The following is a 24,372-nucleotide window of genomic DNA, read 5'->3' as shown; positions in this document are numbered from 1 at the left end:
ACAGTTATTATTGAGCATAGCGCAAAAAAGGGGCCGAAGCCCCCTGCAATTTAGGATTTGTTTAAAATTAAAAGTAATTACATATTCGGGTAATTAGGTCCACCAGCGCCTTCTGGTGTCAGCCAAGTAATATTTTGGCTTGGATCTTTAATATCGCAGGTTTTACAGTGCACACAGTTTTGCGAGTTGATCACAAACTCATCTTTACCTTCAATCTGCTGAACTTCGTACACGCCTGCTGGGCAATAGCGCTGAGCTGGCTCATCAAACTTAACTAAGTTAACTTCAATTGGAATAGCCGCGTTTTTAAGTTTTAAATGGCACGGTTGTGATTCTTCATGATTAGTATTAGATAAAAACACCGATGACAGCTTATCAAAACTTAATTGCCCATCCGCTTTTGGATAACTAAGTTGTGGTGCTTGGCTTTTATCAACCAAGGTTGCATAGTCTGGGGTGTTGTCTTTAAAGGTGAACGGTAATCCACCGCCGAATAAGTTTTGATCTAGCGTATTGTAAGCGCCACCCAAAAATTTACCGAGTTTATGCATTACAGGGCCAAAATTACGCGATTGGTGTAATTCTTTATACGCCCATGATTGTTTAAATGCGTCGCTGTAATCAACCAAGTCAGTATGCTGTTGCTCGTTTGCAAGCGCGGTAAAAATAACCTCAGCAGCAACCATGCCTGATTTCATCGCCGTGTGATTACCTTTTATTTTGGCAAAGTTCAGTGTGCCCGCATCACAACCTACCAGCAAACCACCCGGAAAGTGCATTTTTGGTAATGAGTGTAAGCCACCTTTAGTTATCGCCCGAGCGCCATAAGCAATCCGTTCGCCACCTTCAAGTATCTCTTTAAAGATAGGGTGATGTTTCATTTGTTGAAACTCATCAAACGGGCTCAAATGTGGGTTACTGTAATTAAGATCAACAATTAAGCCAACCACAACTTGATTGTTGTCGCTATGATACATAAAGGAGCCACCGTTGGTATCGCCACTTAATGGCCAACCCGTGCCATGCACAACGGTGCCTTGTTTGTGCTTTGCAGGATCAATTTGCCAAATTTCTTTAAAGCCTAAACCATAGTGTTGCACTGATACGTCTTTATCCAATGCAAATTGATTGATTAATTGTTTACCTAAATGGCCACGGCAACCCTCGGCAAATACAGTATATTTAGCTCGCAGCTCCATACCAGGCATAAAACCATCTTTTTCCTTGCCGTCGGTATCGAGGCCCATATCACCGGTGATAATGCCTTTTACTGTGTCATCTTCAATAATCAGTGAGTGTGCGCTAAAGCCTGGGAAAATCTCAACCCCGAGATTTTCTGCTTGCTCTGCCAGCCAACGGCACACGTTACCCATAGACACAATATAATTGCCGTCATTGTGGAATGTTTTAGGCGTAGCAAATTGGGGGATAGCCGTTGCTTTATTTTCGTTATTAAACCAATAAATTTCATCATTAGTTACTTTGGTTGTAACGGGGGCCCCTAATTCTTGCCAATTTGGCAGTAACTCATCAAGTGCAGTGGTTTCAAATACTGCGCCAGATAAAATATGAGCGCCAACCTCAGAGCCTTTTTCAACAACACAGATCATGCACTCTTGATCTTTTTGTTGGGCTTGCTGCGCTAATCTTATCGCGGTAGAAAGCCCTGCAGGGCCTGCACCTACGATTACTACATCAAATTCCATGGTTTCGCGTTCGACCATAATAACCTCTTGTGTGTGACGGAGCCGTACCTTTAACCAAGGTAATTTCATACTTGCAAATGAAACGTTACAGGCTTTGAATAGTTTAAGGTTATTTTAGGTTGACGTTTACGTCAACAGGAAGTAGTCTGAATTCATAAAATAAATAGGTTGACGTACACGTTAGCTTGTAGGTTTAAATAATTATGGAGTTCCTATGAAAGTTCTCGTTCCAATAAAAAGAGTCATCGACTACAACGTGAAAGCACGCGTTAAAGCAGATAACAGCGACGTTGATCTAACTAATGTAAAAATGGCACTTAACCCATTTTGTGAAATTGCCATTGAAGAAGCTATTCGCCTAAAAGAAGCGGGCACTGCAACCGAAGTAGTTGCTGTAACCATAGGCGCTAAAGCGTCACAAGAACAATTACGTACCGCACTGGCTCTAGGCGCAGATAAAGCTATTCATATTGAAACTGATGAAAAGCTAGAATCGCTTCACGTTGCAAAGTTACTTGCCAAGATTGTAGAGCAAGAAAGTCCTGAGCTGGTGATTTTAGGTAAGCAGTCAATCGACTCTGACAACAACCAAACAGGGCAAATGCTAGCTGCCTTAACGGGTCGCGGCCAAGGTACATTTGCTTCTAAAGTAGATGTTGCAAATGGCACAGTTAATGTGACCCGTGAAGTGGATGGCGGCTTACAAACTGTAGCGTTAAAACTGCCAGCGGTTGTGACAACCGACTTACGTTTAAATGAACCGCGTTATGCGTCATTACCTAATATTATGAAGGCAAAGCGCAAACCGCTTGAAGTAATTGCAGCAGATAGCTTAGGTGTTGATTTAACACCGCGTACTCAACTTGTTGCAGTACACGAGCCAGCTAAACGCAGTGGCGGTATCATTGTAGACGACGTAGCACAGTTAGTTGATTTGTTAAAAACACAAGCGAAGGTGATTTAAATGAAAACATTAGTTATTGCTGATCATGATAATGGCGTTTTAAAGCCAGAAACATCAAAAACGATTAATGCTGCGCTAAAGCTTGGTTTTCCGGTTAATGTGCTTGTTGCTGGCGAAAGTGTGGCGCCACTGAGTGAAGTGATTGCCAGTATCGAAGGTGTTAATAGTGTACTTATCGCAGATAACAGTGAGTATGCTCAGCAACTAGCAGAGAAAATTGCGGACTTAGTGGTATCACTTGCTGCTGATTACTCACATATCGTTACCAGTGGCACTACGACAGGTAAAAACTTTATGCCACGGGTGGCTGCATTACTCGATGTTGCACAAATTTCAGAAATTATTGAGGTAGTGGATGCTGATACCTTTAAACGGCCAATCTATGCGGGTAATGCAATCGCAACGGTAAAATCACTCGATAGTAAAAAAGTGATCACAGTACGTGCAAGTAGTTTTGATCTGCAAGGTACACAAGCACCTGCTGAATGTGTCACGATTGATGCGGTATTTAGTAGTGAATTAAGCAGTTTTGTGAGTGTTGAGCAAACTGAATCTGAGCGCCCAGAGTTAACCGCTGCGCAAGTGGTGATCTCGGGTGGTCGTGGTATGCAAAACGGTGAGAACTTCTCATTACTGCATGGCATTGCCGATAAACTCGGTGCTGCCATTGGTGCATCACGCGCTGCTGTTGACGCAGGCTTTGTACCAAACGATATGCAAGTGGGTCAAACAGGTAAAATTGTTGCCCCTAACTTATATATTGCCGTAGGTATTAGTGGTGCAATTCAGCATTTAGCGGGCATGAAAGATTCAAAAGTGATTGTTGCAATCAATAAAGATCCCGACGCGCCGATTTTCCAAGTTGCCGACTATGGCCTTGTTGCAGATTTATTTGATGTGCTGCCAGAGCTTGAACAAGCGCTCTAATTTACCTTATTCTGGTTGTTAAAAGCTGTTGTGATTGGTTCGCTGATCACACAGCTTTTTTTCTTTTTATGGCTTTTTTGCACAAAATATCAGCTCACGCTAAGCTATTGCTGCTAAGGACTAGAAATTTACAGCCAAAAAATGAATAATCAGCGGGTTAACTTGTTACCATCATAAATTGGCTCGAGCCTTAAATTTATTCCTAAAACGTTGAGACCCAGTAGTGAAAACCAAAGAGATCCGCAATTTTTATATCAATGAAGAGCAGTCGGTCTATTTGCTTTCTCACCACGATGCTAAAAAACATCGCCAGTGGCTTAATATCTGTATTAAGCAGCTAACTAATTTAGGCTATCGAGACGTTGAAATGATTGGCTCTGGTGCGTTTGGTTTTGTGTTTGCAGGGCTTGATCATCAAAACTTACCCTGGGTATTTAAATTCTCTCGTATCACCCTTGCACAAAGTGTGCGTGACCGCCTTGAAGATGAAGCATTTATGCTCTCCCAAGTTGATAATCCATTAGTGCCGAAGTTTTATGCGTTTGAGCGGATAAAAAAACAGGGCATTTTAATGATGGCCCGTGCAATGGGTGAAGACTTAGAAAAAATATCGCTCAAAAAAGGCCGATTCAGCGCCGCGACAATCACCGATCTTGCGTTAAAACTCCGTAATGTACTGATTGATTTGCGAAATCATAAAAACGGGTTAAGCCCACAGCCGATTGTGCACGGCGATATTAAACCCTCAAATTTAGTGTGGGATGAAACAGCCAGCGCATTATCGCTGGTGGATTGGGGAAGCTCTGTTTATGCGCAAATGGACAGTGATGCAAACCCAATAGCCAGTAATATAATGGATTTAATGTCCGGTGATTTAAGTACCACCAATGCCCGTATGGGAGATGTGTACTTTATAGGTGACGAGCAAATGTCGGGAGCTAAGTCATCCCCTCGTTTTGATGAGCAAGGAGTAGCATCGACTCTTTATGCGCTTGCCTCCGCGCAATCGTGTCGTTTTGGTGCACAAGTGATCCCCGCAAGCTCACTGGGTTTACCGATGGAGCTGGCAAAAGTGATTGACGGCATGTTGTCAAAAGACAAAACCGTCCGTGATGGCGCAGGTGATTACTTTATGCGTAATATGCCAAGTATGGCAAAAGCCTATTTACCGGAGCTCAATTTGGCGGAAGATGATAGGGCGCAGATCCCATTTTGGTTTGGCAGCGCTGATGAACTTCCTGATACTGTGGTATATAGCTCGCGAAAACAGTTTTTACGTCAAGCCGATCACAATCAGCAATTACTTGATGTAAATGATGCGCAACTTGACCGTTATTATAAAGAATTTTTGTTTGATACCGGTGATACCGAAAAAGCATTTTTAGCTTCAATTAGCCGCTTAGCAAAATACCCCGCAGTGGGGGGCTTAAGTTTTCATTGGAAAGAAGACTCACTGTTTATTGAATCTTCCTTGATAATGCATGACGAAAGTTTAGGCGCTGCGTTTACCCAAGCGATTAATAACACAGTGATGTTGGCTCAAGGGATCAGCCAAAAAGGACTGTTTAAATGTTGCCTATTTGATGCCCGTAAAACGATTCAACTAGAGCGTGATGGCACGGGGGCATTTAAATTTGAACAACTCCCAGAGCTTGATTACGAAGTAATGAACTTAGCCAGCTCAGATGTTACGCGCCCGCATTCATACTTTGAAGATGGTAAAGATCCCGATGAGCAATTACAGCTACCGAAAAAAGTGATCAAGTGTGTATTTGAACTAAACCAAATTCATCATACTGGCTGTATTATTTTTGAAGCCCTGCCGGATAGAATGAAAATTCACCATTACTATCGGCTACTAGATGCCAGTAAAGAAGTTGAATTTAAACGTCTGCTCAATAAACTCATGCAATATGCTGTCAGTATTACCGATGTGGGCGTTGCCGGGTTTATGAAATTACCCTACAAAAACACCCGTGAATTTGGTTTATGTGACCAGCAACCTGAATTATTCTTCCCGAAAGATCCAAAGCGTTATGACGCTTAACGAATAAAGCATTAAAGATAGGAGCAGCAATGGCAAAAAATAAGCCTGAGATCACTTTACAAAGTTATGGTATTTATAGTCATTGGGACTCATCGTCAAAAGAGTTACCACAAATTCAATCGTTTACTAATAAAGTACCCGCTAAACTCGATATTGAATTTGGCTTAATCGTCAATATTAAAAAAGCCAAAGGCGAAAAGCTCCATTACTGTATTTATCACCCTAATATTCCAGATGCCGATGGCGAGGTAATGCCACCATTCGATGGCTTTGAATACGTTAAAGATAACGACTGGCACTTTTATTTAGGCGATACCTTGTGGGAGCCAATAGCCAATAAAACCGGCAATTGGCGTATGACGATTGAGCTAAACGGTAAATTGATCGCCGATAAAACATTTACTGTGTTTGAACAAGAAGCAATGTCAGAAATAGAATTTTGGCAAAAGCGCGGGTATTGATGTTTTCATAGTAAGCAAGCTTAGGATTTTAGCTAATGCGTATTTATATCTGATACGTTGTTATTTTTCTCTAAATTTAATTAAATGACGCTATAACGCGTATTCTCTAACACGGAGGTTTATTTACATGAATATTTGTTTGATCGTTGCGGGAACATTGAGTGCTATTGCTGCACTACTGCATTTAGGCTGTATTTATTTTGGCGCACCTTGGTATCGATTTTTCGGTGCTGGAGAGCAAATGGCAAAATTGGCTGAGCAAGGTAGTATTCAGCCTACGTTGATCACATTGGTTATTTTTATGGTGCTTGCAACTTGGTCACTGTATGCCTTTTCTGCGGCAGGGCTTATTTTAAAACTGCCTTTTGTGCGCTTGGTGTTGATACTAATAACAACAATATATCTAGTTAGAGGAATTGCTGGCTTTTTTCTTATTAGCTCGCCAATGGGGCGCTCTCCTGAGTTTTGGGTTTGGAGTTCTGCTATTTGTTTATCTTTAGGTGTTATACATTTTATAGGGCTAAAGCAGCAATGGCAAAGCCTGTAACAGGTTAATAAAAGCTTCCTATAAAAACAAAAACGAGGCAGAAATCATACCTCGTTTAAAATACCTCACCAGTAATACTCTTAACCGGCTGCTAACTCTTTGCGGATGATCTCTGCGCCTGCTGTTAATGCATTGAGCTTGCCTCTGGCAACTGCGCGAGGAAGCGGTGCCATACCACAGTTAGTGCAAGGGTAGAGTTTATCTGCATCCACGTACTGGAGCGCTTTACGCAGGGTGTTGGCCACTTCTTCTGGCGTTTCTATGCTGTTGGTTGCAACGTCAATGGCACCTACCATCACTTTTTTACCGCGAATAAGCTCAAGTAATTCCATTGGCACATGCGAGTTATGGCACTCTAATGAGATTATATCGATATTAGATTGCTGCAGTTTAGGAAACGCTTGTTCGTACTGGCGCCATTCTGAGCCTAAGGTTTTTTTCCAATCAGTATTAGCTTTGATACCGTAACCGTAACAAATATGCACGGCTGTTTCGCATTTAAGACCCTCAATGGCTCGCTCTAAACAAGCAATACCCCAATCATTTACTTCATCAAAAAACACATTAAAAGCAGGCTCATCAAATTGGATGATATCAACACCGGCCGCTTCTAACTCTTTGGCTTCTTGATTAAGAATTTTGGCAAATTCCCACGCAAGCTTTTCACGGCTTTTATAATGGTCATCATAAAGCGTATCAATCATGGTCATAGGGCCTGGCAGTGCCCATTTTATTGGCTGTTTAGTTTGGCTGCGTAAAAACTTTGCATCATCGATAAAAACGGGCTTTATACGACTAACAGGGCCAACCACTGTAGGCACACTGGCATCATAGCGATCACGAATTCTCACTGTTTTGCGGTTTTCAAAATCTACGCCATTAAGGTGCTCAATAAAGGTGGTGACAAAGTGTTGGCGGGTTTGCTCACCATCACTAACAATATCAATACCTGCGTGTTGTTGCTCTTGTAAAGAGATGCGCAGCGCATCGTGTTTGCCGTCGATTAATTGATCACCTTGTAGCTTCCAAGGTGACCAAAGTGTCTCTGGCTCTGCAAGCCATGTTGGTTTTGGCAAACTGCCCGCAGTTGAAGTCGGTAATAGGGTTTTGTTAATACTAGTTTTCATAATAAGTAATGCCGTCTCTATAATTTAATTTTGGTAGCAATTAAGCCATACGCTTAGGCGTAGCTTGCAGAGAATTGCTCAAGTACCGTTTGATATGGCTTGATAAAGTGTTGCTCTGCAAATTTGCCTTGCTGATTTGCTAATTGGCTTCGCTCTTCACGGTCATAGACAATTTGCGTTAATGAGTGATCCAAGTTCTTTAGGTTTGGCTGATAGCATTTGCCAGCAACCGCATTGGCATTATAAATTTCTGGACGATAGATTTTTTGAAACGTTTCCATCGTACTTATCGTGCTGACTAACTCAAGATGAGTGTAATCATTCAATAAATCGCCAACAAAATAAAATGCAAGCGGTGCAACGCTGTTTGCAGGCATAAAATAGCGAACCTGTAAGCCCATCTTTTTAAAGTACTGTTCAGTTAAAGAGCTTTCATTGGGCTGATATTCAACGCCTAATGCCGGGTGATGATTCTCAGTGCGCTGATAGGTTTTGTTATCTGACACACTTAGGCATATAACAGGCGGCTTGTTAAAGTGCTGCTTATATACATCAGAGTTAATAAAGTATTTAAATAGTTTGCCGTGCAACTCACCAAAATTATCAGGGATACTAAAGCTTGATTTCCCTTTATTGTGGGCTTGTAGTAGTACGCTAAAATCGTAATCACGTACGTAAGATGAAAAGTTATTACCGACAATGCCTTCAATGCGTTTATTTGTTTGATGATCAATGATATTGGTTTTTAATACTTCAATCGATGGGAAGCTGTCACCACTTCCTGCAATATCCATATCCACAGATACAATTTCAAGCTCAACAGAATAACGGTCGCCTTTAGGGTTATCCCAATGGGCTAGGGCATTAAAGCGGTTATCAATCATCTTTAAAGCGTTGCGTAAGTTAGCTTGACGATAGCTGCCTCGTGCAAGGTTCGCAAAGTTAGTTGTGATACGGGTACTTTGTGCTGGATGATAATTTTCATCAAGACAAATGCTCTTAATAGTAAATTTAAAGTGTGTATTCATGGCGATCAGGTATCCATATTTGATTTAAAACGTGAGCCTTGCTCAATGTTAGAATTCTTAAGTTGCTCAGCTAATTATTAGCAACTCACTACACAGCTCAGAGATTTCTGCCTGGAGGCGTAATAACAATCTGTATAACGTGTAAGCGTCGAGATATTTATACGTGGATCAGTACATGAAGAAAAACGGTTTAATTTCACCTAAAACATGAACCACATTCATGGTTACTAAAGTTACCTGTACCTGATTATAAATAGTGCGCAATTTTGGCTTAAAACATAAAAATTTAACCTTTTAATTTAAGCCGTCTAGCCATCTGGATGTGCGTGTTGTATTTTTTTCATCTAAAACATGAGGATTATTCAGGGCTTATCGCAGGCAAAAATATAAAGTGCCGTTGGTTATATTGATATACTCACGATTGATAGAGTGAGTTAAGAGCATGCTGTTGTAACGCATAGCTAATGGCGTGCTGAGCAGTAAATTTATGAAAGCTCACTTGCAGCCTTAATAACTGCATTCATCTAGGATGATTGCCCCAATAATAAAGAGACGAACGGAATGAATGAATTACTGGTGTTAGTTGTGTACTGTGCATTATTAGGCAGTGGCGTGGGGTTTTTAGCGGGTTTACTAGGCATTGGCGGCGGATTGGTAATTGTGCCAGTGTTGAGTATTATTTTACTGCATTTTAATGTCTTACCAGAAGAGCACGTGGTTATAGTTGCAATTGCAACCTCATTAGCATCAATATTATTCACCTCAACGTCTTCAGCTATTGCTCATCATAAAAATGGCAATGTACCTTGGGAGTTAGCGCCGTGGGTAATGACGGGTGTTGCACTTGGCGCGCTGATAAGCGGGTTTTTAGCGGCACTACTACCTGAAAAAGTAGTACGAATTGTATTTGCGATTACAGTTGTACTGATTGCCATTAAAATGTTTTTAAGCAGTAAAGGAAATACAGCACAAGAGCGCCCACTTCCAAATAAAGGCTTATTAACTGTCTTGACGACAATCACCGGCGGTGTGTCAGCGATGATAGGGATAGGCGGCGGGGCATTGCTAGTGCCTTTATTAACGTTTTTCTCGGTAAATATGAAAAAAGCCATTGGCTGTGCGTCTGCTTGTGGAATAGTGATAGCCTTATTTGGCTCAGTGGGTTATATCAGCTCAGGTAGTACTGTTTATAAGCTTGCCGACGGTTTCGCTGGGTTTGTCTACCTGCCTGCATTATTCGGTATTATTTGCACATCATGGTTTACCGCACCATTAGGCGCCAAAGCCACCCATTACTTACCGGTTTCTTTGATCAAAAAAATCTTCGCCGCGTTATTACTCGCAACCGCTGTCAAAATGATTATGTATTAATAATACACCTATATTTTATACTCGGTACCAGTTTTGATGATAAAGCTGGTAACGATTGAAGTGTGTCGTTATCAGCCCCCTTACCAAATTTATTACATAGGCAGTAATAAATGCTTTATCATTTAGTTCGTTGTTACTTCAAAGCGTGCAATAAGGTGCTCGAGTTCCGTTGCACTTCTATCTACCGAACTTGTGCCTAAGCGGACCTCATCTAAAGAGCTTTGCAATAGTGAACTGATTTGATTAACTTGACGCGCACTTTGTAATTGTTCGGTACCTTTTAGATTTATATCAGTTAAGGTCGCTAACATATGACTTAACGTTACATTAAGTTGTTTATCATCATGTACTATATCTTGTGTTGATAACATATCTTGTTCAACACTTTGCATACTGGCTTGCATTATCTCTACTGACTGTTTGGCACTGTCTTGAATTTTACTAATCAATTGGCTAATTTCAGTGGTTGCTTCTGCGGTTCTGCCAGCAAGGTTTCGTACTTCATCTGCAACAACAGCAAAACCTCGACCTTGTTCTCCTGCTCGGGCTGCTTCAATGGCGGCATTTAATGCTAGTAAATTTGTTTGATCGGCTACTTGGCTGATCATGCCAACCACAGAGCCGACATTATTCACATGGCTATGTAAGCCGTTAATTGTTTTTGTTGAGCTATCTATTGATGTGTGTATCCCTTGAGTTTGTTGCCTGATGGTTTGAAAACGCTGAACACTTTGTTTTGCTGCGGCTTCTAAATTATCACGAATATCTTCAACTTCATTGGTAGCTCCTTGGATATTTGCAAGCTGAATCTCTAGTCGTTTTAGTAGTTTTTGCGTTTCAGCGAGTACAATGTTGGCATTGTTACTAAATTCATCTTGCTTAGTAACAAGTAAAGTTTTGGCTTCGCGTACTTCTTGCGAGACCTTGATCACTTTACCGACTGTTCTATCTAAGCTGTCTATAAAACTATTTGTCCAGCGGCCTAATTCACCGGTTTCATCATTTGGCAAACGGGTACAGTCTAAGCGTTGTTTTAAGTTTCCACCTCCTTCTGCGATCCCTCTGATCACATCTGTCATTTTTTGCAAGCGAAGCGCTAAGCGGGTAGGTCCACGTTTTGCGAATAATACACTGGATGCAATTAAAGATGCTGCAGCAATACTCAATGAGGTAAACCAGCTAAGTCCGATAACTTCATGGCATAGTGGTGCGATACTGGCGACAATCGCATTAATAATAGTATGCAGAGTAACCAAGTTAAAACTAATAGACCGGCCTCGGTAAACTTCTTCTAAATCGCCTTCACACATCATTCCCCAGTGATCGTGAGAGCCTGGGAGAGTAAAGGTAATGCCTTTACCAATAACAGGGATATGTCGATAATCAGAGTAGCCAGGATAGTTTACAAATAAGTTTTGCCCTTGGCTGATTGTTTCTCGAACGCCAGGGTGTAATTGTTTAGTGGCAGGATCGGTAAAACGCAATTCTAATTCTGTGTGCTCTTTTATTTTTATAACGCCCCAGTTTGTTTTAACCCCATCTTTTAAATTATCACCAAGCGAAAATGTTCGATCTTCAAATCGAGATCGAGAAAGTGCTGTGCCTGATGCTATCGAATTATCAAAGTTTGCTTTGACCATAAACAAATAGTTATCACCAGAGTCTTGATAAATATGGCCTGCCTCACGTTGAATTAAATCCCCGATCACATCGTTTGGAATTCGTGCGCATAAACAAATTTTATGGTTATCGGCTAATTCAATAGGCAAGAAAAACATTAAGGTGACAGCATCATGAAATTTAGATGAGCTTGGGCCTAATGATTTAGTTAATGGATCGCTGTATGGGCCATGTAAAAAACGTTCTTTAAACCCCGCAGTAATTGCAGCTCTAGATAAGTTATTTAGTCCAACATGTGCACTATGACTGGATGCTAATACGAGTCCTTGTTCATCAATAGTAAATAATTCTGTAATATCATTAGATTGCTTTAGTTTATTTAATAAAGTCGCACTGTCTAAAATATTCTCAGTTAAGTTAACTTCGTTGGCAATGCAGGATAAAAAATGCCACTGATTATTTGTCCAATCTAGTAGCAGTTCAAGTCGGGTGTTTGCGATGCCTTCAAAGGTATTGCGAATAAATGTTGTTCTATGACGATTTAAATAGCAGGCTATACCTAATGCTATTTTTCCATTACTACCAAAGTAGGGTAACCACGACAGTTCTTTATTACTTAAAAACATCGATACAGACTTCACCTATTACTCCTTTATAAATCAGTGCAATAGACGTAAAGCAAGAAGCTGACCATGTATATAAATTAAGTAGAAATTACAGTAAATGATGCTAATACAACAATTACTATCTTATAAATCTGTTATTTATAGATGATTTATAAATTAATTGGTTAAAGTAAAAATACGCTTGCACTATTGTGGTGCTGTGAGTGCATTAATGCACTGTTACAGAGTAAGTGATATGAATGTACGATAGTTTAAAGGAAACTACAGCAAAGCAAAGACAATGAATAACGCAAGCACTGAGTTGTTCATTGTCTGAGTGTATTAGTTCCCCCAAGGATTACTCGCACTAGAGCGCTGTTTACGCGTACGGGCGCGATCTTTGGCTTCTTTTTTCGCTTGAATGCGCTTTGCATCACTAAAGCTTAATTCACATGGTTCACCCGGTTTATGATCTTCAGGAATAACGCGGTCACGTGGGGGAAGCGCATACTGCACATCATCCGGTTTCGGCAGATTCTTTAGTCGATAAAGGTAAAAGTTTTCAACTTTATCTTGTGCCCACTGGGTTTTACGCAAAAATTTAACCGCAGATTTAATATCAGGGTTATTTTTAAAACAATTTAGCAGTAGATAAGCATGTAAAAGCTCCCACCCATATTGATCAACTAACTCTGATACAACTTGCTCTAGCTTAACGCCTTGTAGCGGGTTATTGCCGAATAAATCTTCATTACTCATGGTTACACTCTTTTTCTAAACGCTAATGGCATAATTATAATTTTTATCACGGTAATTTGATACAAGAAAAAGAGCAAAAACTAGCTAAAGCACGATTAAAGCTTCTTCAATCACCAGACATAAGAAGCTTTAACAACTGTATTTTACAGCTGACAGTTAACCACTACACGGCCGCGAATATTACCGGCCATAAGTTCACTTGCCGCGCTAACAACTTCATCTAAGCCGATTTCGGTTGAAATTTTATCTAAGTAGCATTGCTCAACCAATTCCCCTAAACGTTGCCATGCTTGAATACGGTCAATTTTAGGGCGCATTACACTGTCTATACCAATCAATGATATGCCACGTAAAATAAAAGGGGCAACTGAAGCTGGAAAATCCATTCCTTGTGCTAAACCGCATGCGGTCACTACGCCACCATATTTTAAAGAGGCACAAATATTGGCAAGGGTATGACTCCCTATAGAATCTATAGCACCAGCAAAACGCTCTTTGGCAAGAGGTTTACCTGGGTTTGATAATTCAGCGCGATCTATTACCTGTGCAGCACCAAGTTGTTTTAAATGATCAGTTTGATCAACTCGTCCCGTGGCTGCAACAACGGTATAACCTAATAAATTTAGTAAATACACCGAAAAACTTCCAACACCACCGTTTGCGCCAGTGACTAAAATATCTCCCGATGCGGGTGTGATCCCTTGCTTCTCAAGGGCGATAATACTGAGCATTGCAGTGTAGCCGGCAGTACCAATTTGCATTGCTTGTTTTGGTGTTAAGGTATCGGGTAGGGGGATCAGCCATTCATCTTTTAATGATGCTTGTTGAGCAAGGCCACCCCAGTGTTTTTCGCCAACGCCAAAGCCATTTAATAGAACGAGCTGGTCGGTGTTGAACTCGCTAGAATTACTTGCTGATACTTTACCCACCAAATCTATGCCTGGCACCATTGGGAATGATCGTACAACAGGGCCTTTGCCGGTAATTGCTAAACCATCTTTATAGTTCAAGGTGCTGTAAAGGACCTCAAGCATGACATTATGCTCGGGTAAATCAGTATTATTGAGCGTTTGTAATGACGCAGAATAAGTATCATCACTATTATTTATTACAACAGCTTTAAATTGGGTGTTCATGGCGACTCCATTTAGACCGATCGTCTTTTAATTGATAAATAAAAACGCATCCTTAATTACCTAAGTAATGCGCGTAAAAACATTTCAGTATATAAAATTAACGGTTGAGTATTTTTAGTCAACTTAGCGCGCATTACAGCACCCTCCCAGCCGATCCAGAAAAACTCACTCATCTGTTGCGTATTAACGCTGGTGGCTATAACGCCTTGTTGTTGCGCTTGCTCTAAGCAAGCTTGTACATGCTGTTGCCAAAGTTGATAACTGCCCAACAGCTTATTTTTAAATTCATCACTGAGGTGGTTGAGCTCTTGATTTAAATTACCAATTAAACAGCCACGATTAAATTCATATTTTTGCATGCCGCGAGCTGCGCTTTGCGTAAAATTAATAAGCCGCTCTAGGTGGGGGATATCGTCTTGCTCTAAATAACGACGAAGCTTCGCCACAAAATAGTCGTTATAGGCATCAATGACCGCTAAACCATAAGCATCTTTATTGGCAAAATAATGATAAAAAGAGCCCTTCGGAACACCTATCTTTTTTAAGATAGTGTCCAGTCCTGTGGCACTAAAACCAAACTCAGTGAGTGTTTCTACCCCAGTTGATATGAGTAATGCTTTGGTGTCTGCATTACTGCGGGCAACTTTTGGTGGGCGACCACGTCGAGGTGGATTTTGATTATTTTTTAGCATAAATACATATTAGACCGATCGTATTTATAGTTGCAAGGATTAATTATTAATCAATTTAAAAAAGTGTTGTGGAATGTGGGTAAATACTGTGCGAGTAAGCCGTCCTAAATAGGCTATAAATAAGTTCAAAAATTAAACTTCTTTACAATTAATAAGTTGAAATAAAGTTGTCATAATTACACTTTTTATAGGAACTTCACCTAAAAACGGTAGTCACAATTAAAGCAGGAAACTGCGTGTTAATGATTAAATAGTCGTAATTTTTTTGTACAGAAATAGGTCGCACGTTAGTTGGTACGACCACTTTACTTTTTTATATGTTAATTCATTTTTGCATCAGCAGCTTAGTTAAAGTCAATTTATTTAATTGCTTTTGTGATTTGAGTTTTACACTTTTATTAACTATTCATTAAATGTAGCTGCCGTGAGCACTACAAATTTATAAATATAAAAGGTGAGGATTTACCTATGAAGAGACAGAAAAGAGATCGGTTAGAAAGAGCTCATTCTCAAGGTTTTAAAGCAGGCTTAGCGGGTCGTTCAAAAGACCTTTGCCCTTATCAACAAGTAGACCCAAAATCAGAGTGGTTAGGTGGTTGGCGCGAAGCGATAGAAAACCGTAATATGTATAAAACCTAATTTTCATGTTTCGAATTTAAGCATAAACGCCGCTGTATAAAGCGGCGTTTTTGTAGCAGTTTTAATTAAAACGCACTGGTATCTTGGAATAAACCAACTTTTAAATCTTTTGCTTCATAAATAACGCGACCGTCAACTTCAACAGTACCATCAGCCATACCCATGAATAATTTACGCTTGATCACACGCTTCATTGTTAAGCGGTAAGTTACTTTTTTAGCTGTTGGCAGAATTTGCCCAGTAAATTTAACTTCACCCACACCGAGTGCACGGCCAAGACCTGGGCCACCAGACCAACCAAGGAAAAAACCAACTAATTGCCACATTGCGTCTAATCCAAGACAACCAGGCATTACAGGGTCACCTTTAAAGTGGCAGTCGAAAAACCACAGATCAGGATTAATATCTAATTCGGCAACAATTTCACCTTTACCATGCTCGCCACCATCATCAGTGATTGAGGTAATACGATCCATCATTAACATGTTGTCACTTGGTAGACGACAATTGCCTTCACCAAACATTTCACCTTGACCACATAGGATCAAATCTTCTTTTGTATAGCTATTTTTAGGTTCCATAACACTTATCATCGCTTAGAAATTGCCTCGTACTTTAGCGTACACTTGTACGCTAAACAACTCGGAGCAGTTAAAAAAATAATTTTTTTGCATGAAATTGCACCGCTTAGGTGAAGAACATGCTAATTACACGATTTAATCGCGCAATTAGGAGCAAAAATCATTATAATTACCGTGATTTTTTAACCAGTATAAAGGAAGTTTATGATCCTTTTTGTTAACGCACTTACCGTAATTGATTTTTCTTATCTTTGTAACAAACGAGGCGCAGTAGGTGAAAGCTGGATTGTTGATTTAACCTTGCATGGCAAGTTGAATGAAGAGTCTATGGTGCTCGATTTTGGCTTAGTTAAAAAGCAAATTAAAGGCATTATTGACCAATGCATAGATCACAAACTTGCTATAGGTAATCAAATTAACGGCCTTATTGAAAACCATGGTGATTACACAACGCTTGATTGTACGTTTGGTGATGATCACCATTTGGCGATGAGCGCACCAAACCAAGCATATTGCCTAATTGATGCCGACGAAGTTAATGAGCAATCAGTTATAGATTTTTTAATTGCGACTATAATGCCGCAATTACCAAGTAATATAGATAAAATTGAAATTGAATTAAAGCCAGAGCATAGCAAGAGTTTTTACTATCACTACAGCCATGGCCTTAAAAAGCATGATGGTAATTGCCAGCGAATTATTCATGGTCATCGTTCGCAAATTGGTATTGCACTTGATGGCATGGCGATGCCGCGCTTACAAAAGCAATGGGCTGATAAGTGGCAAGATATTTATTTAGCAACCGCTGAGGATCAAATTTCAGCTGCGCAGTTACAGCATATCAGCGCTAAAGAACATGACCTTTGTTTTGCATATACAGCGGCGCAAGGTTACTTTGAAATGGCTATTAGTGAAGCTCGCTGTGATATTTTGCCGATTGATACAACGGTTGAATGTATTGCAGGTTATTTAGCCGAGCAAGTTAAAGCCCAGCATCCTGAAAATGATGTAAAAATTACAGCGTATGAAGGGGTCGCAAAAGGATCAATTTGTTATGCGTAAATTATTAGCACTGTCGTTTTTTGCCACGGCCAGTTTTTTTGCAGATGCCGTGCAATTACAAGGTCACTTAACACAAGGCGGTTTAGTGACTGGCAAAATTGAAGGCGTTAAATCAATTAGCTTCAATGGCCAAGCATTAAAAACCACTGAGCAAGGTGAGTTTGTATTTGGTTTTGGTCGTGATGCTGAACTTGAACACCAGTTAGTTTGGGTTGATGCAACAGGTGCACAACACCAACAAGCAATTGTGATCACCAAACGTGATTATAAAATTGATAAAATAACCGGTGTTGCGAGTAAATATGTATCGCCTCCAAAAGAAGTCAGCGAGCGCATTAGCCGCGAAGCGGTTGCGGTTAAAAATGCCCGTAAAGTAGACTCCGAGTTGAAGTATTTTTTAGATCCTGTATACAAACCAGCAGAAGGTCGTATATCTGGTGTTTATGGTAGTCAGCGCTATTTTAACGGTGAACCACGTCGTCCTCATTTCGGTTTAGATATTGCCAATAAAACTGGTAGCCCAGTGTATGCTCCCGTAAGTGGCACTGTGGTATTTGCCGATAATGACCTTTATTACTCTGGTGGTACATTAATCTTAGACCACGGGCATAGTGTTACTTCTACCTATATACATTTGAGTAAACTCGATGTAAAAGTAGGGGATACCATTCAACGTGGCGATAAAATAGCTGAGATCGGTGCAACAGGCCGTGTAACTGGACCACATTTAGATTGGCGTTTTAACTGGAAAGGTGAACGCCTTGACCCTGCACTTATGATGTTAGACACATTAGCGAACCAAAAGTAGAGAACATGACAACACAAGTAAACCGTGAAGAAATAATTGCTCAACGCATTAAAGATTCAACCACGTCGGTAACTAAAACCGTTTTTCCTGGGCGCACGAATCATCACAACACGCTATTTGGTGGTGATGCACTGGCATGGATGGACGAAGTTGCGTTTATTGCTGCAACTCGTTTTTGCCGTAAACCTTTGGTAACTATTTCATCAGACAGAGTAGACTTTAAAGAAGCAATTCCGGCAGGTACTTTTGCTGAATTAATTTCAAAAGTCGTGCATGTAGGTAATACAAGCTTAAGAGTGGATGTAGAGATCTTTTTAGAAACAATGCATAGAGATGATAAACACTCAGCTATTACAGGAAGTTTCACCTTTGTAGCGGTAGATGATAACCACCGGCCAACTCCTGTTGTATGCGATAAAATGATTTATGGTTTTTAAAAACTGTTGTTAAAAAAGTGAGCACATTTTTGTGCTTTCTTTTTACAGCTAAAAGAACACATCATACTATATTGGTTTAAATATATACTTAGCAACAGCGTCATAATTGTAAATTAATAACCAAGTAGAAAGAGGGCTTCTACTTGGTTTTAACTTGCAGGATTAAAGTACCATAGCGGCTATCCAGCCAAATATAAGTAGTGGGATATTAAAATGAATAAAGGTGGGAACCACTGAATCCCATATATGGTCATGTTGGCCGTCTACGTTTAACCCGGAGGTTGGGCCAAGCGTTGAATCTGAAGCAGGGGAGCCTGCATCTCCTAGAGCGCCCGCGGTGCCAACTAATGCTGCGGTAGCCATCATTGAAAAATTAAGCTCTAAACACAAAGGCACAAATAACGTGGCAATTATTGGCACCGTAGAAAACGAACTACCAATGCCCATGGTGATCATTAAACCAACTAATAGTATCAGCGCTGCGGCCAGTGGCTTATTGCCATCGATAACTAACGCTGCACTTTGTACTAAGCTAGTTACATCGCCGGTTGCTTTCATAACCGATGCAAAACCTTGGGCAGAGATCATAATAAAGCCAATCATCGCCATCATTGCCACGCCCTTACTAAATACGTCGCTATTTTGCTCCCACTTAACCACACCAAATAAACTAAAAATCATCACCCCAACTAAGCCACCCAAAATCATTGAGCCACTGACATTTTGTGCAACTAAAGAGGCCAATACCGCGGTTATGCCTACGAGTAATACTTTTTTAGGCTGTTCAATTACAATACTGGTCGCCAGCTCTTCATTTTCGTCTTGTTGATAGACACGGCGTTTTCTATAACTAATAAATACCGCAACAAGCAAACCGACTAACATGCCACAAGCAGGGATGATCATGGCCAGTGGTACTTGAGTATTAATAATTTCTAACCCATTATCGACCAAGTTTTTATGTAAAATTGAGTATAAATAAATGCCACCAAAGCCATAGGGTAAAACCATATAAGATGTTGCTAAACCGAACGTTAAAATACAGGCGATTGCACGGCGGTCTAGCTTTAACTTATTAAATACAATCAGCAATGGGGGAATTAAAATTGGTATAAAAGCGATGTGAACAGGCACAAGGTTTTGTGATGAAATAGCACAGACTAAAATAATAAAAAGAATAAAATAACTTAGGCTAGTTTCACTATTGCCACTGTTGTTATTAACAGTTGCCAGTAATTTTACTGCGAGTATACGGGTGAGTCCGGACTTTGAGATTGCGACTGCAAAAGCGCCTAACATTGCATAACTTAACGCAATTTCAGCACCACCAGAAAGACCTGCATTAAACGCATTTAGTGTATCAGTTAAACTTAAACCTGCGGTTAAACCCGCAACTAAAGCACTTAATGTCATTGCGACTATTACATTAACCCGCGCTAAAGTGAGCCCCAGCATTAATAAAACACCGATCACAACTGCATTCATAACTTTCTCTTCATCTTTGTTTTAATTAATTTTATCAGATCTTTACTGTGTTTTTTACGATAACTACTAAATACTAACTGGCGATAACGCACATCGGAGTATAACTGTGCAAATTGTTCGATATACATTCGTTTTTCTGGCTTTTGCTCGGCGGCATAGTTTAAAAACTGTAACGGTGTTTGGTTTGGCTTAGCAACAATGCCTTGTTTTTCACACCAACTCACTAGTTTAAGATAGTCTTTGCTCAGAGCATGTTTGGGGTCCGGGGATTTTTTTGGCCACGATAAGTACACAAAATAACAAATAAATGCCAAGCAAACGGTTGCAATCACCATCAGTGAAATCTGCCACAATTGTTTGTTGCCAAACAAGGTGTTTAACAAAGATGTCTGTTTTTGCTGATCAAACCCTAATACCCAACTTGTCCATTGGTAATCAAGGGTTTCAAGTTTTAGTCTAAGCCAATTAAAACCAGCTATATTGCTTAACCGCAGTAGTCCAAAACTTAAGTTGCTGGTAAATTCATTATTCAGTTGTGTATGCTGTGATAATGAACCATTTAATCGTTCAGGTGAAACTACTGCAGTTGCATCAAAAATCTCCCAGCCTTTGTTTTTTATATACACTTCAACCCACGCATGGGCATCATATTGATAAACACTGAGGTAGCTATTTTGCTCATTGTATTCACCTCCTAAATAACCAGAGACCACACGTGCCGGGATGCCAACACTTCTAAACATAAATGCAGCGGTACTGGCGTAGTGGCCACAAAAGCCACGCTTATTATTAAATAAAAATTGATCTAAAGTATTGCTACCCGTAATAGGATCCGGCGTTAATGTATAACTAAAGCCATTACTGGCGAAGTAATCGTATAAAGCTGTATAGAAAGCGTCGTCATTATTATTGTGTTGCTCATATAATCGCTGGGCAAAAGATTGCGAGCGCATATTTGTGTCTTTTGCTAAATTTAGCTGTACGTTTTGATACTGCACTGAGCGAGATAACTGGGTAATATCCAACGGATAACTTTGTGCTGTATAACTAATACTGTTAGCTAAAAAACGTTTGCGAAGTAATAAACCATCACTGGTCGTTTTTACGTCTTTATGCGTTGAGGTCGCAAGCTGCAAGCCATAAAGCCACGGTTTAGCTGCAGGCTCTGCAAATATCTGATAACTAAACAAAGGCTCATCAGCACGCTTAGCACCGTTTTGACCTATAACTTGTTTAGCTTTCAAAATGTCCGATATCAACCAAGTTTTACCATCAAATTCATCATGAATAATGGCACGCCAGTAATAGGGCGCTGCGGGCCTTTGCTGATCAAACTTTGCTCTAAACACTAATTCATCTGAATTAGACAATTTAGCAATATCAAATGGGTCGACACTCTCAGACAACCCAGTTTTTGCTAGTTTTGGCCCAGGCAGCTGCCAAAATGCCGGCATTTTCGGTAATAGTAGTAATAAAAATATAGCGATAGGCAATGCCAGCAACAGCAGTTTTAAACTACTTTTTACGGCAATTTTTAAATTATGGTTAGACTCAATCAAAGCCAGTACAGCAAAATTTAGAATATAAAGTATGCTAATGATCAGTGTTGCAAATAAGCTTTGAGAAAAAAGATACACTGTAGAAAGGCTAAAAAAGCTAAGTAAGGTGATGGTTTGGTAATGTTTTTTTGTTGTTGCTTGGAGTAATTTAAATAAACTCGACAAAATCAGCATGGCTACAAACAAAGTAACGGTATCGCCAAAACCAACATCGTAAAACAAAACCAATAGACTAAACCCCGCTAATGTATTTGCAAGTATTGCATTAGGTTTATTGCGCTTTAGTAAGGTAATGGCAAGGTTCCAAATACACAAACTCACTAACAGTGCATTAAAAGCAGGTGGCAGCTCAGTAAAAATAAAACTCAACACTAAGATATAAATAACTGATAGCGACAAATTAATTGCGCTTAAATTATTAATGACTGGCATGTTAATCCTTGGCCATATTGGAAAAGCGACTAAGTGCTTCTAAACATTTTTTACAGTGTTGTTTTCCTTCGTCCACATCAAATAGTTGGGCCTCTAATTGTAAACCGTATGGAGTCCCTTGCTGACACGCATTGCTTATCAAATAGCTCAATTGTTGTAGGCGAGATTCAGTGTTGCCTTGTAACTGATTAAAATCAAAAAATACACTTTGCGCTGAGTAAGTTACAAACTCTTTAACCATCAACTGCTGTGTTTTAGCATAGTGTTTCCATGACACCCGTTTCATATTCATACCGACCTGATGAGGAATGAGTCCATCAAACTCGTCGCTTCCATGTGTGTTTTTGTGTTCACCATCATCCATGCTTTGATTAAAATGCTGATTTGCTTGTTGCACTGGTTTGAGCTGTTGCGGGTAAACAAATACACTATGTGTTAATTGCATATAGCTCCACGTTGAGACCAAACCGAATGGGTAACGGCTAATAATTTTTAAACGTTTTAATGGATATTCACCTCGTTTTTTAAGCGGTAAGTCTAAACTCACTAATTGTGAGGGGGCGGTTACTTCATCAATCGTAGTGAGAAGTTTATTTTCGTAAATAAACTGCAGAGAATGGCATGTTTTATCGTTTGAGAGCTGCAATTGAAGTTGCGCACAACTTGGGGCATAGCTGGCAATATGCTTTTTGTAAGATACCGTTAAACCTTTAACATTGTTATAGCCAAGTAATAATGAAAAAATCATCACCACGAGCATTAAGTACGCCATCACTAAGATCAAATTATTTTGATAGTTAACTGCCAATATAAAGTTCAGAGCAGTGATCAGTAGAAAACTGCTGCCAAGCTTAGAAGGTAAAATATAAATGTTGTTATGCGTTAATGTAAGCTGTTCAGTATTGTGCTTATTTTTAAGTAACAAACTGAAAAGCTGAGCCTTTAATTTAGAAAATAGAGCAGGGCGTGGTACTTTCTTATTCTCATGCATTACAAAGGTACATTAACGTCATTTAATAATTGGTTGAGCTGTTGACTACTGGTGTCATGATTTAAACCTAATCGGTGCTCTGTTACGCTTGCGAAAATGGCTTGTATATCATCTGGAGTAACAAAATCACGGCCATCAATAAACGCCCAGGCTTGTGCGGCTTTCCCTAAAGCAATACTGGCTCGTGGAGAAAGTGCATTAGCAAATTGACTATTATTACGCGTCGCCCAAACAAGCGCCAAAATATAATCAACAACCGGTGTACTCAAAGTAACAGTGCTAATTTTATTTTGTATCGCAATTAATTGCTCTGCGTTAATGCGTACTGGTAAACGGTCATAATCGCGATTATTTTGCCCTAAAATTAATTTTCGCTCAGCTTCTTGTGGTGGAAAACCTAAGCTAATTCGCATAAAAAAACGGTCTAATTGAGATTCAGGTAAAGGGTAAGTACCTGATTGATATAAAGGGTTTTGGGTGGCTATAACAAAAAAAGGACTGGGCAGGGCGTGTTTATCGCCATCCATAGTTACTTGGTTTTCTTCCATAGCTTCCAATAAAGCACTTTGTGTTTTTGGGCCAGCCCGATTGATTTCATCAGCTAAAACTACTTGGCTGAACACAGGTCCTTTATGAAAAGTAAATTCATGTTTATTGGCATTAAAAATACTTGAACCGAGAATGTCTGAGGGTAATAAATCACTGGTAAATTGCACTCGCTGATACGTTAAGCCTAACACCGCAGCAAGGGCATGGGATAACGTGGTTTTTCCCATACCTGGCAAATCTTCAATTAATAAATGCCCTTGGCTAAACAAGCAAGTTAACGCAAGTTTGATTTGCTGCTGTTTACCATAAATAACCCCAGATAAATCATCAATGATCGCTTGTACAGTTTGTTGCATAGTAACCTTATGATTTTAATCGGCTTAAATTAGTTCTAAGCGTTTCATTACCGTATCAACTTTTTTAGCATTAAAGGGTTTTGCAATAAATCCTTTAGCGCCAAGTTCCCAGGTATTTTGCACATTCTCAAGGCTGTTGTGGCCAGAGCACATTACAACATGGGTGTGTGGGTAGTTGTCATTGAGGTACTCAAGAATTTCTGTACCGTCGGTGTCGGGTAATTCAATATCTAGAAAAATAACATTAGGGGATTTTTCATCAATCAAGCTTTTAGCTGATTCAAAATCGTTGCTTTCGAGAATATCCTCAAAACCTAACTCAGTTAAGATTTGATTTAAGTAGTCACGTATATCTTGAACATCATCAATTATTAGGATTGGTTCTAACGGGCGCACAAATTCCATATTGTTTACTTCTTGTGATACAGCTTAAATTGTATTTTTAATACTATGCTAAGCGATAATGAAGCTCAAGAAAGATAC

Annotated in this window: 23 protein-coding genes; 10 read left to right on the top strand and 13 right to left on the bottom strand. The window is 39.8% G+C overall.

Translation table 11 applies throughout. The features are described from left to right. Positions 1–77: 77 nt before the first annotated feature. Positions 78–1,724, bottom strand: a complete 1,647-nt coding sequence (locus A7968_RS09170) for an electron transfer flavoprotein-ubiquinone oxidoreductase (protein ID WP_064666276.1) — start codon at positions 1,722–1,724, stop codon at positions 78–80. A 196-nt stretch (positions 1,725–1,920) separates the two neighbouring features. On the opposite strand from A7968_RS09170, the gene A7968_RS09165 reads away from it, so the two are divergent. From A7968_RS09165 to A7968_RS09145, 5 genes are all read left to right on the top strand, one after another. Continuing rightward, positions 1,921–2,670: an electron transfer flavoprotein subunit beta/FixA family protein gene (locus A7968_RS09165; RefSeq protein ID WP_064666275.1), complete on the top strand. Its 750-nt coding sequence runs from the start codon at positions 1,921–1,923 to the stop codon at positions 2,668–2,670. Beyond that, positions 2,671–3,597, top strand: a complete 927-nt coding sequence (locus tag A7968_RS09160; protein ID WP_064666274.1) for an electron transfer flavoprotein subunit alpha/FixB family protein — start codon at positions 2,671–2,673, stop codon at positions 3,595–3,597. Positions 3,598–3,820: 223 nt separating this feature from the next. After that, entirely contained in the window at positions 3,821–5,644 is a 1,824-nt protein-coding gene (locus A7968_RS09155) for a protein kinase domain-containing protein (RefSeq protein ID WP_064666273.1), read from the top strand. A 29-nt stretch (positions 5,645–5,673) separates the two neighbouring features. Further along, positions 5,674–6,105 carry a DUF3859 domain-containing protein gene (locus A7968_RS09150; protein ID WP_064666272.1) on the top strand — a complete coding sequence of 144 codons (432 nt, stop codon included), beginning with the start codon at positions 5,674–5,676 and terminating at the stop codon, positions 6,103–6,105. Positions 6,106–6,232: 127 nt separating this feature from the next. Then, positions 6,233–6,652 (top strand): hypothetical protein, encoded by a 420-nt coding sequence (locus tag A7968_RS09145; protein ID WP_064666271.1) that lies wholly within the window; start codon positions 6,233–6,235, stop codon positions 6,650–6,652. A gap of 80 nt (positions 6,653–6,732) precedes the next feature. Here the strand turns inward: A7968_RS09145 and A7968_RS09140 are convergent, their stop codons facing one another. Further along, a complete protein-coding gene (locus tag A7968_RS09140) occupies positions 6,733–7,779 on the bottom strand; it encodes a methionine synthase (protein ID WP_064666270.1) in 1,047 nt (348 codons plus the stop codon). A gap of 53 nt (positions 7,780–7,832) precedes the next feature. After that, the gene (locus A7968_RS09135) at positions 7,833–8,807 is read right to left on the bottom strand and encodes a DUF1852 domain-containing protein (RefSeq protein ID WP_064666269.1); all 975 of its coding nucleotides are present in this window, start codon (positions 8,805–8,807) and stop codon (positions 7,833–7,835) included. Positions 8,808–9,368: 561 nt separating this feature from the next. Here A7968_RS09135 and A7968_RS09130 point away from each other — a divergent pair. Beyond that, on the top strand, positions 9,369–10,178 hold the full coding sequence (locus A7968_RS09130) for a sulfite exporter TauE/SafE family protein (protein WP_064666268.1): 810 nt from the start codon (positions 9,369–9,371) through the stop codon (positions 10,176–10,178). Between the two features lie 122 nt (positions 10,179–10,300). On the opposite strand, the gene A7968_RS09125 is transcribed toward A7968_RS09130, so the two are convergent. From A7968_RS09125 to acuR, 4 genes are all read right to left on the bottom strand, one after another. Continuing rightward, positions 10,301–12,439, bottom strand: coding sequence for a methyl-accepting chemotaxis protein (locus tag A7968_RS09125; RefSeq protein WP_157586699.1), 2,139 nt, complete (start codon positions 12,437–12,439; stop codon positions 10,301–10,303). Positions 12,440–12,745: 306 nt separating this feature from the next. After that, positions 12,746–13,162: a VF530 family protein gene (locus tag A7968_RS09120; RefSeq protein WP_064666266.1), complete on the bottom strand. Its 417-nt coding sequence runs from the start codon at positions 13,160–13,162 to the stop codon at positions 12,746–12,748. A 143-nt stretch (positions 13,163–13,305) separates the two neighbouring features. Further along, a complete protein-coding gene (gene acuI / locus A7968_RS09115; protein WP_064666265.1) occupies positions 13,306–14,298 on the bottom strand; it encodes an acrylyl-CoA reductase (NADPH) in 993 nt (330 codons plus the stop codon). Positions 14,299–14,354: 56 nt separating this feature from the next. Continuing rightward, complete coding sequence (gene acuR / locus A7968_RS09110; RefSeq protein WP_064666264.1) at positions 14,355–14,990, bottom strand: acrylate utilization transcriptional regulator AcuR; 636 nt, start codon at positions 14,988–14,990, stop codon at positions 14,355–14,357. Positions 14,991–15,458: 468 nt separating this feature from the next. On the opposite strand from acuR, the gene rmf reads away from it, so the two are divergent. Then, positions 15,459–15,629, top strand: a complete 171-nt coding sequence (gene rmf / locus A7968_RS09105) for a ribosome modulation factor (RefSeq protein ID WP_016707188.1) — start codon at positions 15,459–15,461, stop codon at positions 15,627–15,629. Positions 15,630–15,694: 65 nt separating this feature from the next. Here rmf and fabA read toward each other — a convergent pair whose 3' ends face one another. Further along, the gene (gene fabA / locus A7968_RS09100; RefSeq protein WP_064666263.1) at positions 15,695–16,210 is read right to left on the bottom strand and encodes a bifunctional 3-hydroxydecanoyl-ACP dehydratase/trans-2-decenoyl-ACP isomerase; all 516 of its coding nucleotides are present in this window, start codon (positions 16,208–16,210) and stop codon (positions 15,695–15,697) included. Between the two features lie 204 nt (positions 16,211–16,414). Between fabA and A7968_RS09095 the strand changes: the two genes are divergently transcribed. Genes A7968_RS09095 through A7968_RS09085 form a run of 3 tightly spaced genes read left to right on the top strand, consistent with a single transcriptional unit; the run spans position 16,415 to position 18,517 of the window. After that, positions 16,415–17,272: a 6-carboxytetrahydropterin synthase gene (locus A7968_RS09095; RefSeq protein WP_064666262.1), complete on the top strand. Its 858-nt coding sequence runs from the start codon at positions 16,415–16,417 to the stop codon at positions 17,270–17,272. Beyond that, positions 17,265–18,080 (top strand): M23 family metallopeptidase, encoded by an 816-nt coding sequence (locus A7968_RS09090; protein WP_064666261.1) that lies wholly within the window; start codon positions 17,265–17,267, stop codon positions 18,078–18,080. The genes A7968_RS09095 and A7968_RS09090 overlap by 8 nt, the downstream gene beginning before the upstream one ends. Before the next feature lie 5 nt (positions 18,081–18,085). After that, positions 18,086–18,517 (top strand): acyl-CoA thioesterase, encoded by a 432-nt coding sequence (locus A7968_RS09085; RefSeq protein ID WP_064666260.1) that lies wholly within the window; start codon positions 18,086–18,088, stop codon positions 18,515–18,517. A 162-nt stretch (positions 18,518–18,679) separates the two neighbouring features. Here A7968_RS09085 and A7968_RS09080 read toward each other — a convergent pair whose 3' ends face one another. Genes A7968_RS09080 through A7968_RS09060 form a run of 5 tightly spaced genes read right to left on the bottom strand, consistent with a single transcriptional unit; the run spans position 18,680 to position 24,294 of the window. Beyond that, the gene (locus A7968_RS09080; protein WP_064666259.1) at positions 18,680–20,002 is read right to left on the bottom strand and encodes a Na+/H+ antiporter family protein; all 1,323 of its coding nucleotides are present in this window, start codon (positions 20,000–20,002) and stop codon (positions 18,680–18,682) included. Beyond that, the gene (locus tag A7968_RS09075) at positions 19,999–21,993 is read right to left on the bottom strand and encodes a transglutaminase TgpA family protein (RefSeq protein WP_064666258.1); all 1,995 of its coding nucleotides are present in this window, start codon (positions 21,991–21,993) and stop codon (positions 19,999–20,001) included. Before A7968_RS09075 ends, A7968_RS09080 begins: the two co-directional genes overlap by 4 nt. A gap of 1 nt (position 21,994) precedes the next feature. After that, positions 21,995–22,984, bottom strand: coding sequence for a DUF58 domain-containing protein (locus A7968_RS09070; protein WP_064666257.1), 990 nt, complete (start codon positions 22,982–22,984; stop codon positions 21,995–21,997). Beyond that, the gene (locus A7968_RS09065; RefSeq protein WP_064666256.1) at positions 22,984–23,889 is read right to left on the bottom strand and encodes an AAA family ATPase; all 906 of its coding nucleotides are present in this window, start codon (positions 23,887–23,889) and stop codon (positions 22,984–22,986) included. The genes A7968_RS09070 and A7968_RS09065 overlap by 1 nt, the downstream gene beginning before the upstream one ends. 24 nt (positions 23,890–23,913) lie before the next feature. Continuing rightward, positions 23,914–24,294, bottom strand: a complete 381-nt coding sequence (locus A7968_RS09060; RefSeq protein WP_016707179.1) for a response regulator — start codon at positions 24,292–24,294, stop codon at positions 23,914–23,916. Positions 24,295–24,372 lie beyond the last annotated feature (78 nt).

Origin of the sequence: Pseudoalteromonas prydzensis (assembly GCF_001661495.1) — a bacterium.
Lineage (GTDB): Bacteria > Pseudomonadota > Gammaproteobacteria > Enterobacterales > Alteromonadaceae > Pseudoalteromonas > Pseudoalteromonas prydzensis.
The sequence above is the reverse complement of the archived record's forward strand: the minus strand, read 5'-3'. Positions and strand labels throughout refer to the sequence as shown.

Coding starts and splice junctions, on each gene's coding strand:
- A7968_RS09080 (WP_064666259.1), bottom strand. CDS start 20,002: ATGAATGCAGTTGTGATCGGTGTTTTATTAATGCTGGGGCTCACTTTA.
- A7968_RS09060 (WP_016707179.1), bottom strand. CDS start 24,294: ATGGAATTTGTGCGCCCGTTAGAACCAATCCTAATAATTGATGATGTT.
- acuR (WP_064666264.1), bottom strand. CDS start 14,990: ATGCTAAAAAATAATCAAAATCCACCTCGACGTGGTCGCCCACCAAAA.
- A7968_RS09085 (WP_064666260.1), top strand. CDS start 18,086: ATGACAACACAAGTAAACCGTGAAGAAATAATTGCTCAACGCATTAAA.
- A7968_RS09135 (WP_064666269.1), bottom strand. CDS start 8,807: ATGAATACACACTTTAAATTTACTATTAAGAGCATTTGTCTTGATGAA.
- A7968_RS09120 (WP_064666266.1), bottom strand. CDS start 13,162: ATGAGTAATGAAGATTTATTCGGCAATAACCCGCTACAAGGCGTTAAG.
- A7968_RS09160 (WP_064666274.1), top strand. CDS start 2,671: ATGAAAACATTAGTTATTGCTGATCATGATAATGGCGTTTTAAAGCCA.
- A7968_RS09065 (WP_064666256.1), bottom strand. CDS start 23,889: ATGCAACAAACTGTACAAGCGATCATTGATGATTTATCTGGGGTTATT.
- fabA (WP_064666263.1), bottom strand. CDS start 16,210: ATGGAACCTAAAAATAGCTATACAAAAGAAGATTTGATCCTATGTGGT.
- rmf (WP_016707188.1), top strand. CDS start 15,459: ATGAAGAGACAGAAAAGAGATCGGTTAGAAAGAGCTCATTCTCAAGGT.
- A7968_RS09070 (WP_064666257.1), bottom strand. CDS start 22,984: ATGCATGAGAATAAGAAAGTACCACGCCCTGCTCTATTTTCTAAATTA.
- A7968_RS09130 (WP_064666268.1), top strand. CDS start 9,369: ATGAATGAATTACTGGTGTTAGTTGTGTACTGTGCATTATTAGGCAGT.
- acuI (WP_064666265.1), bottom strand. CDS start 14,298: ATGAACACCCAATTTAAAGCTGTTGTAATAAATAATAGTGATGATACT.
- A7968_RS09150 (WP_064666272.1), top strand. CDS start 5,674: ATGGCAAAAAATAAGCCTGAGATCACTTTACAAAGTTATGGTATTTAT.
- A7968_RS09140 (WP_064666270.1), bottom strand. CDS start 7,779: ATGAAAACTAGTATTAACAAAACCCTATTACCGACTTCAACTGCGGGC.
- A7968_RS09170 (WP_064666276.1), bottom strand. CDS start 1,724: ATGGTCGAACGCGAAACCATGGAATTTGATGTAGTAATCGTAGGTGCA.
- A7968_RS09095 (WP_064666262.1), top strand. CDS start 16,415: ATGATCCTTTTTGTTAACGCACTTACCGTAATTGATTTTTCTTATCTT.
- A7968_RS09145 (WP_064666271.1), top strand. CDS start 6,233: ATGAATATTTGTTTGATCGTTGCGGGAACATTGAGTGCTATTGCTGCA.
- A7968_RS09075 (WP_064666258.1), bottom strand. CDS start 21,993: ATGCCAGTCATTAATAATTTAAGCGCAATTAATTTGTCGCTATCAGTT.
- A7968_RS09165 (WP_064666275.1), top strand. CDS start 1,921: ATGAAAGTTCTCGTTCCAATAAAAAGAGTCATCGACTACAACGTGAAA.
- A7968_RS09090 (WP_064666261.1), top strand. CDS start 17,265: ATGCGTAAATTATTAGCACTGTCGTTTTTTGCCACGGCCAGTTTTTTT.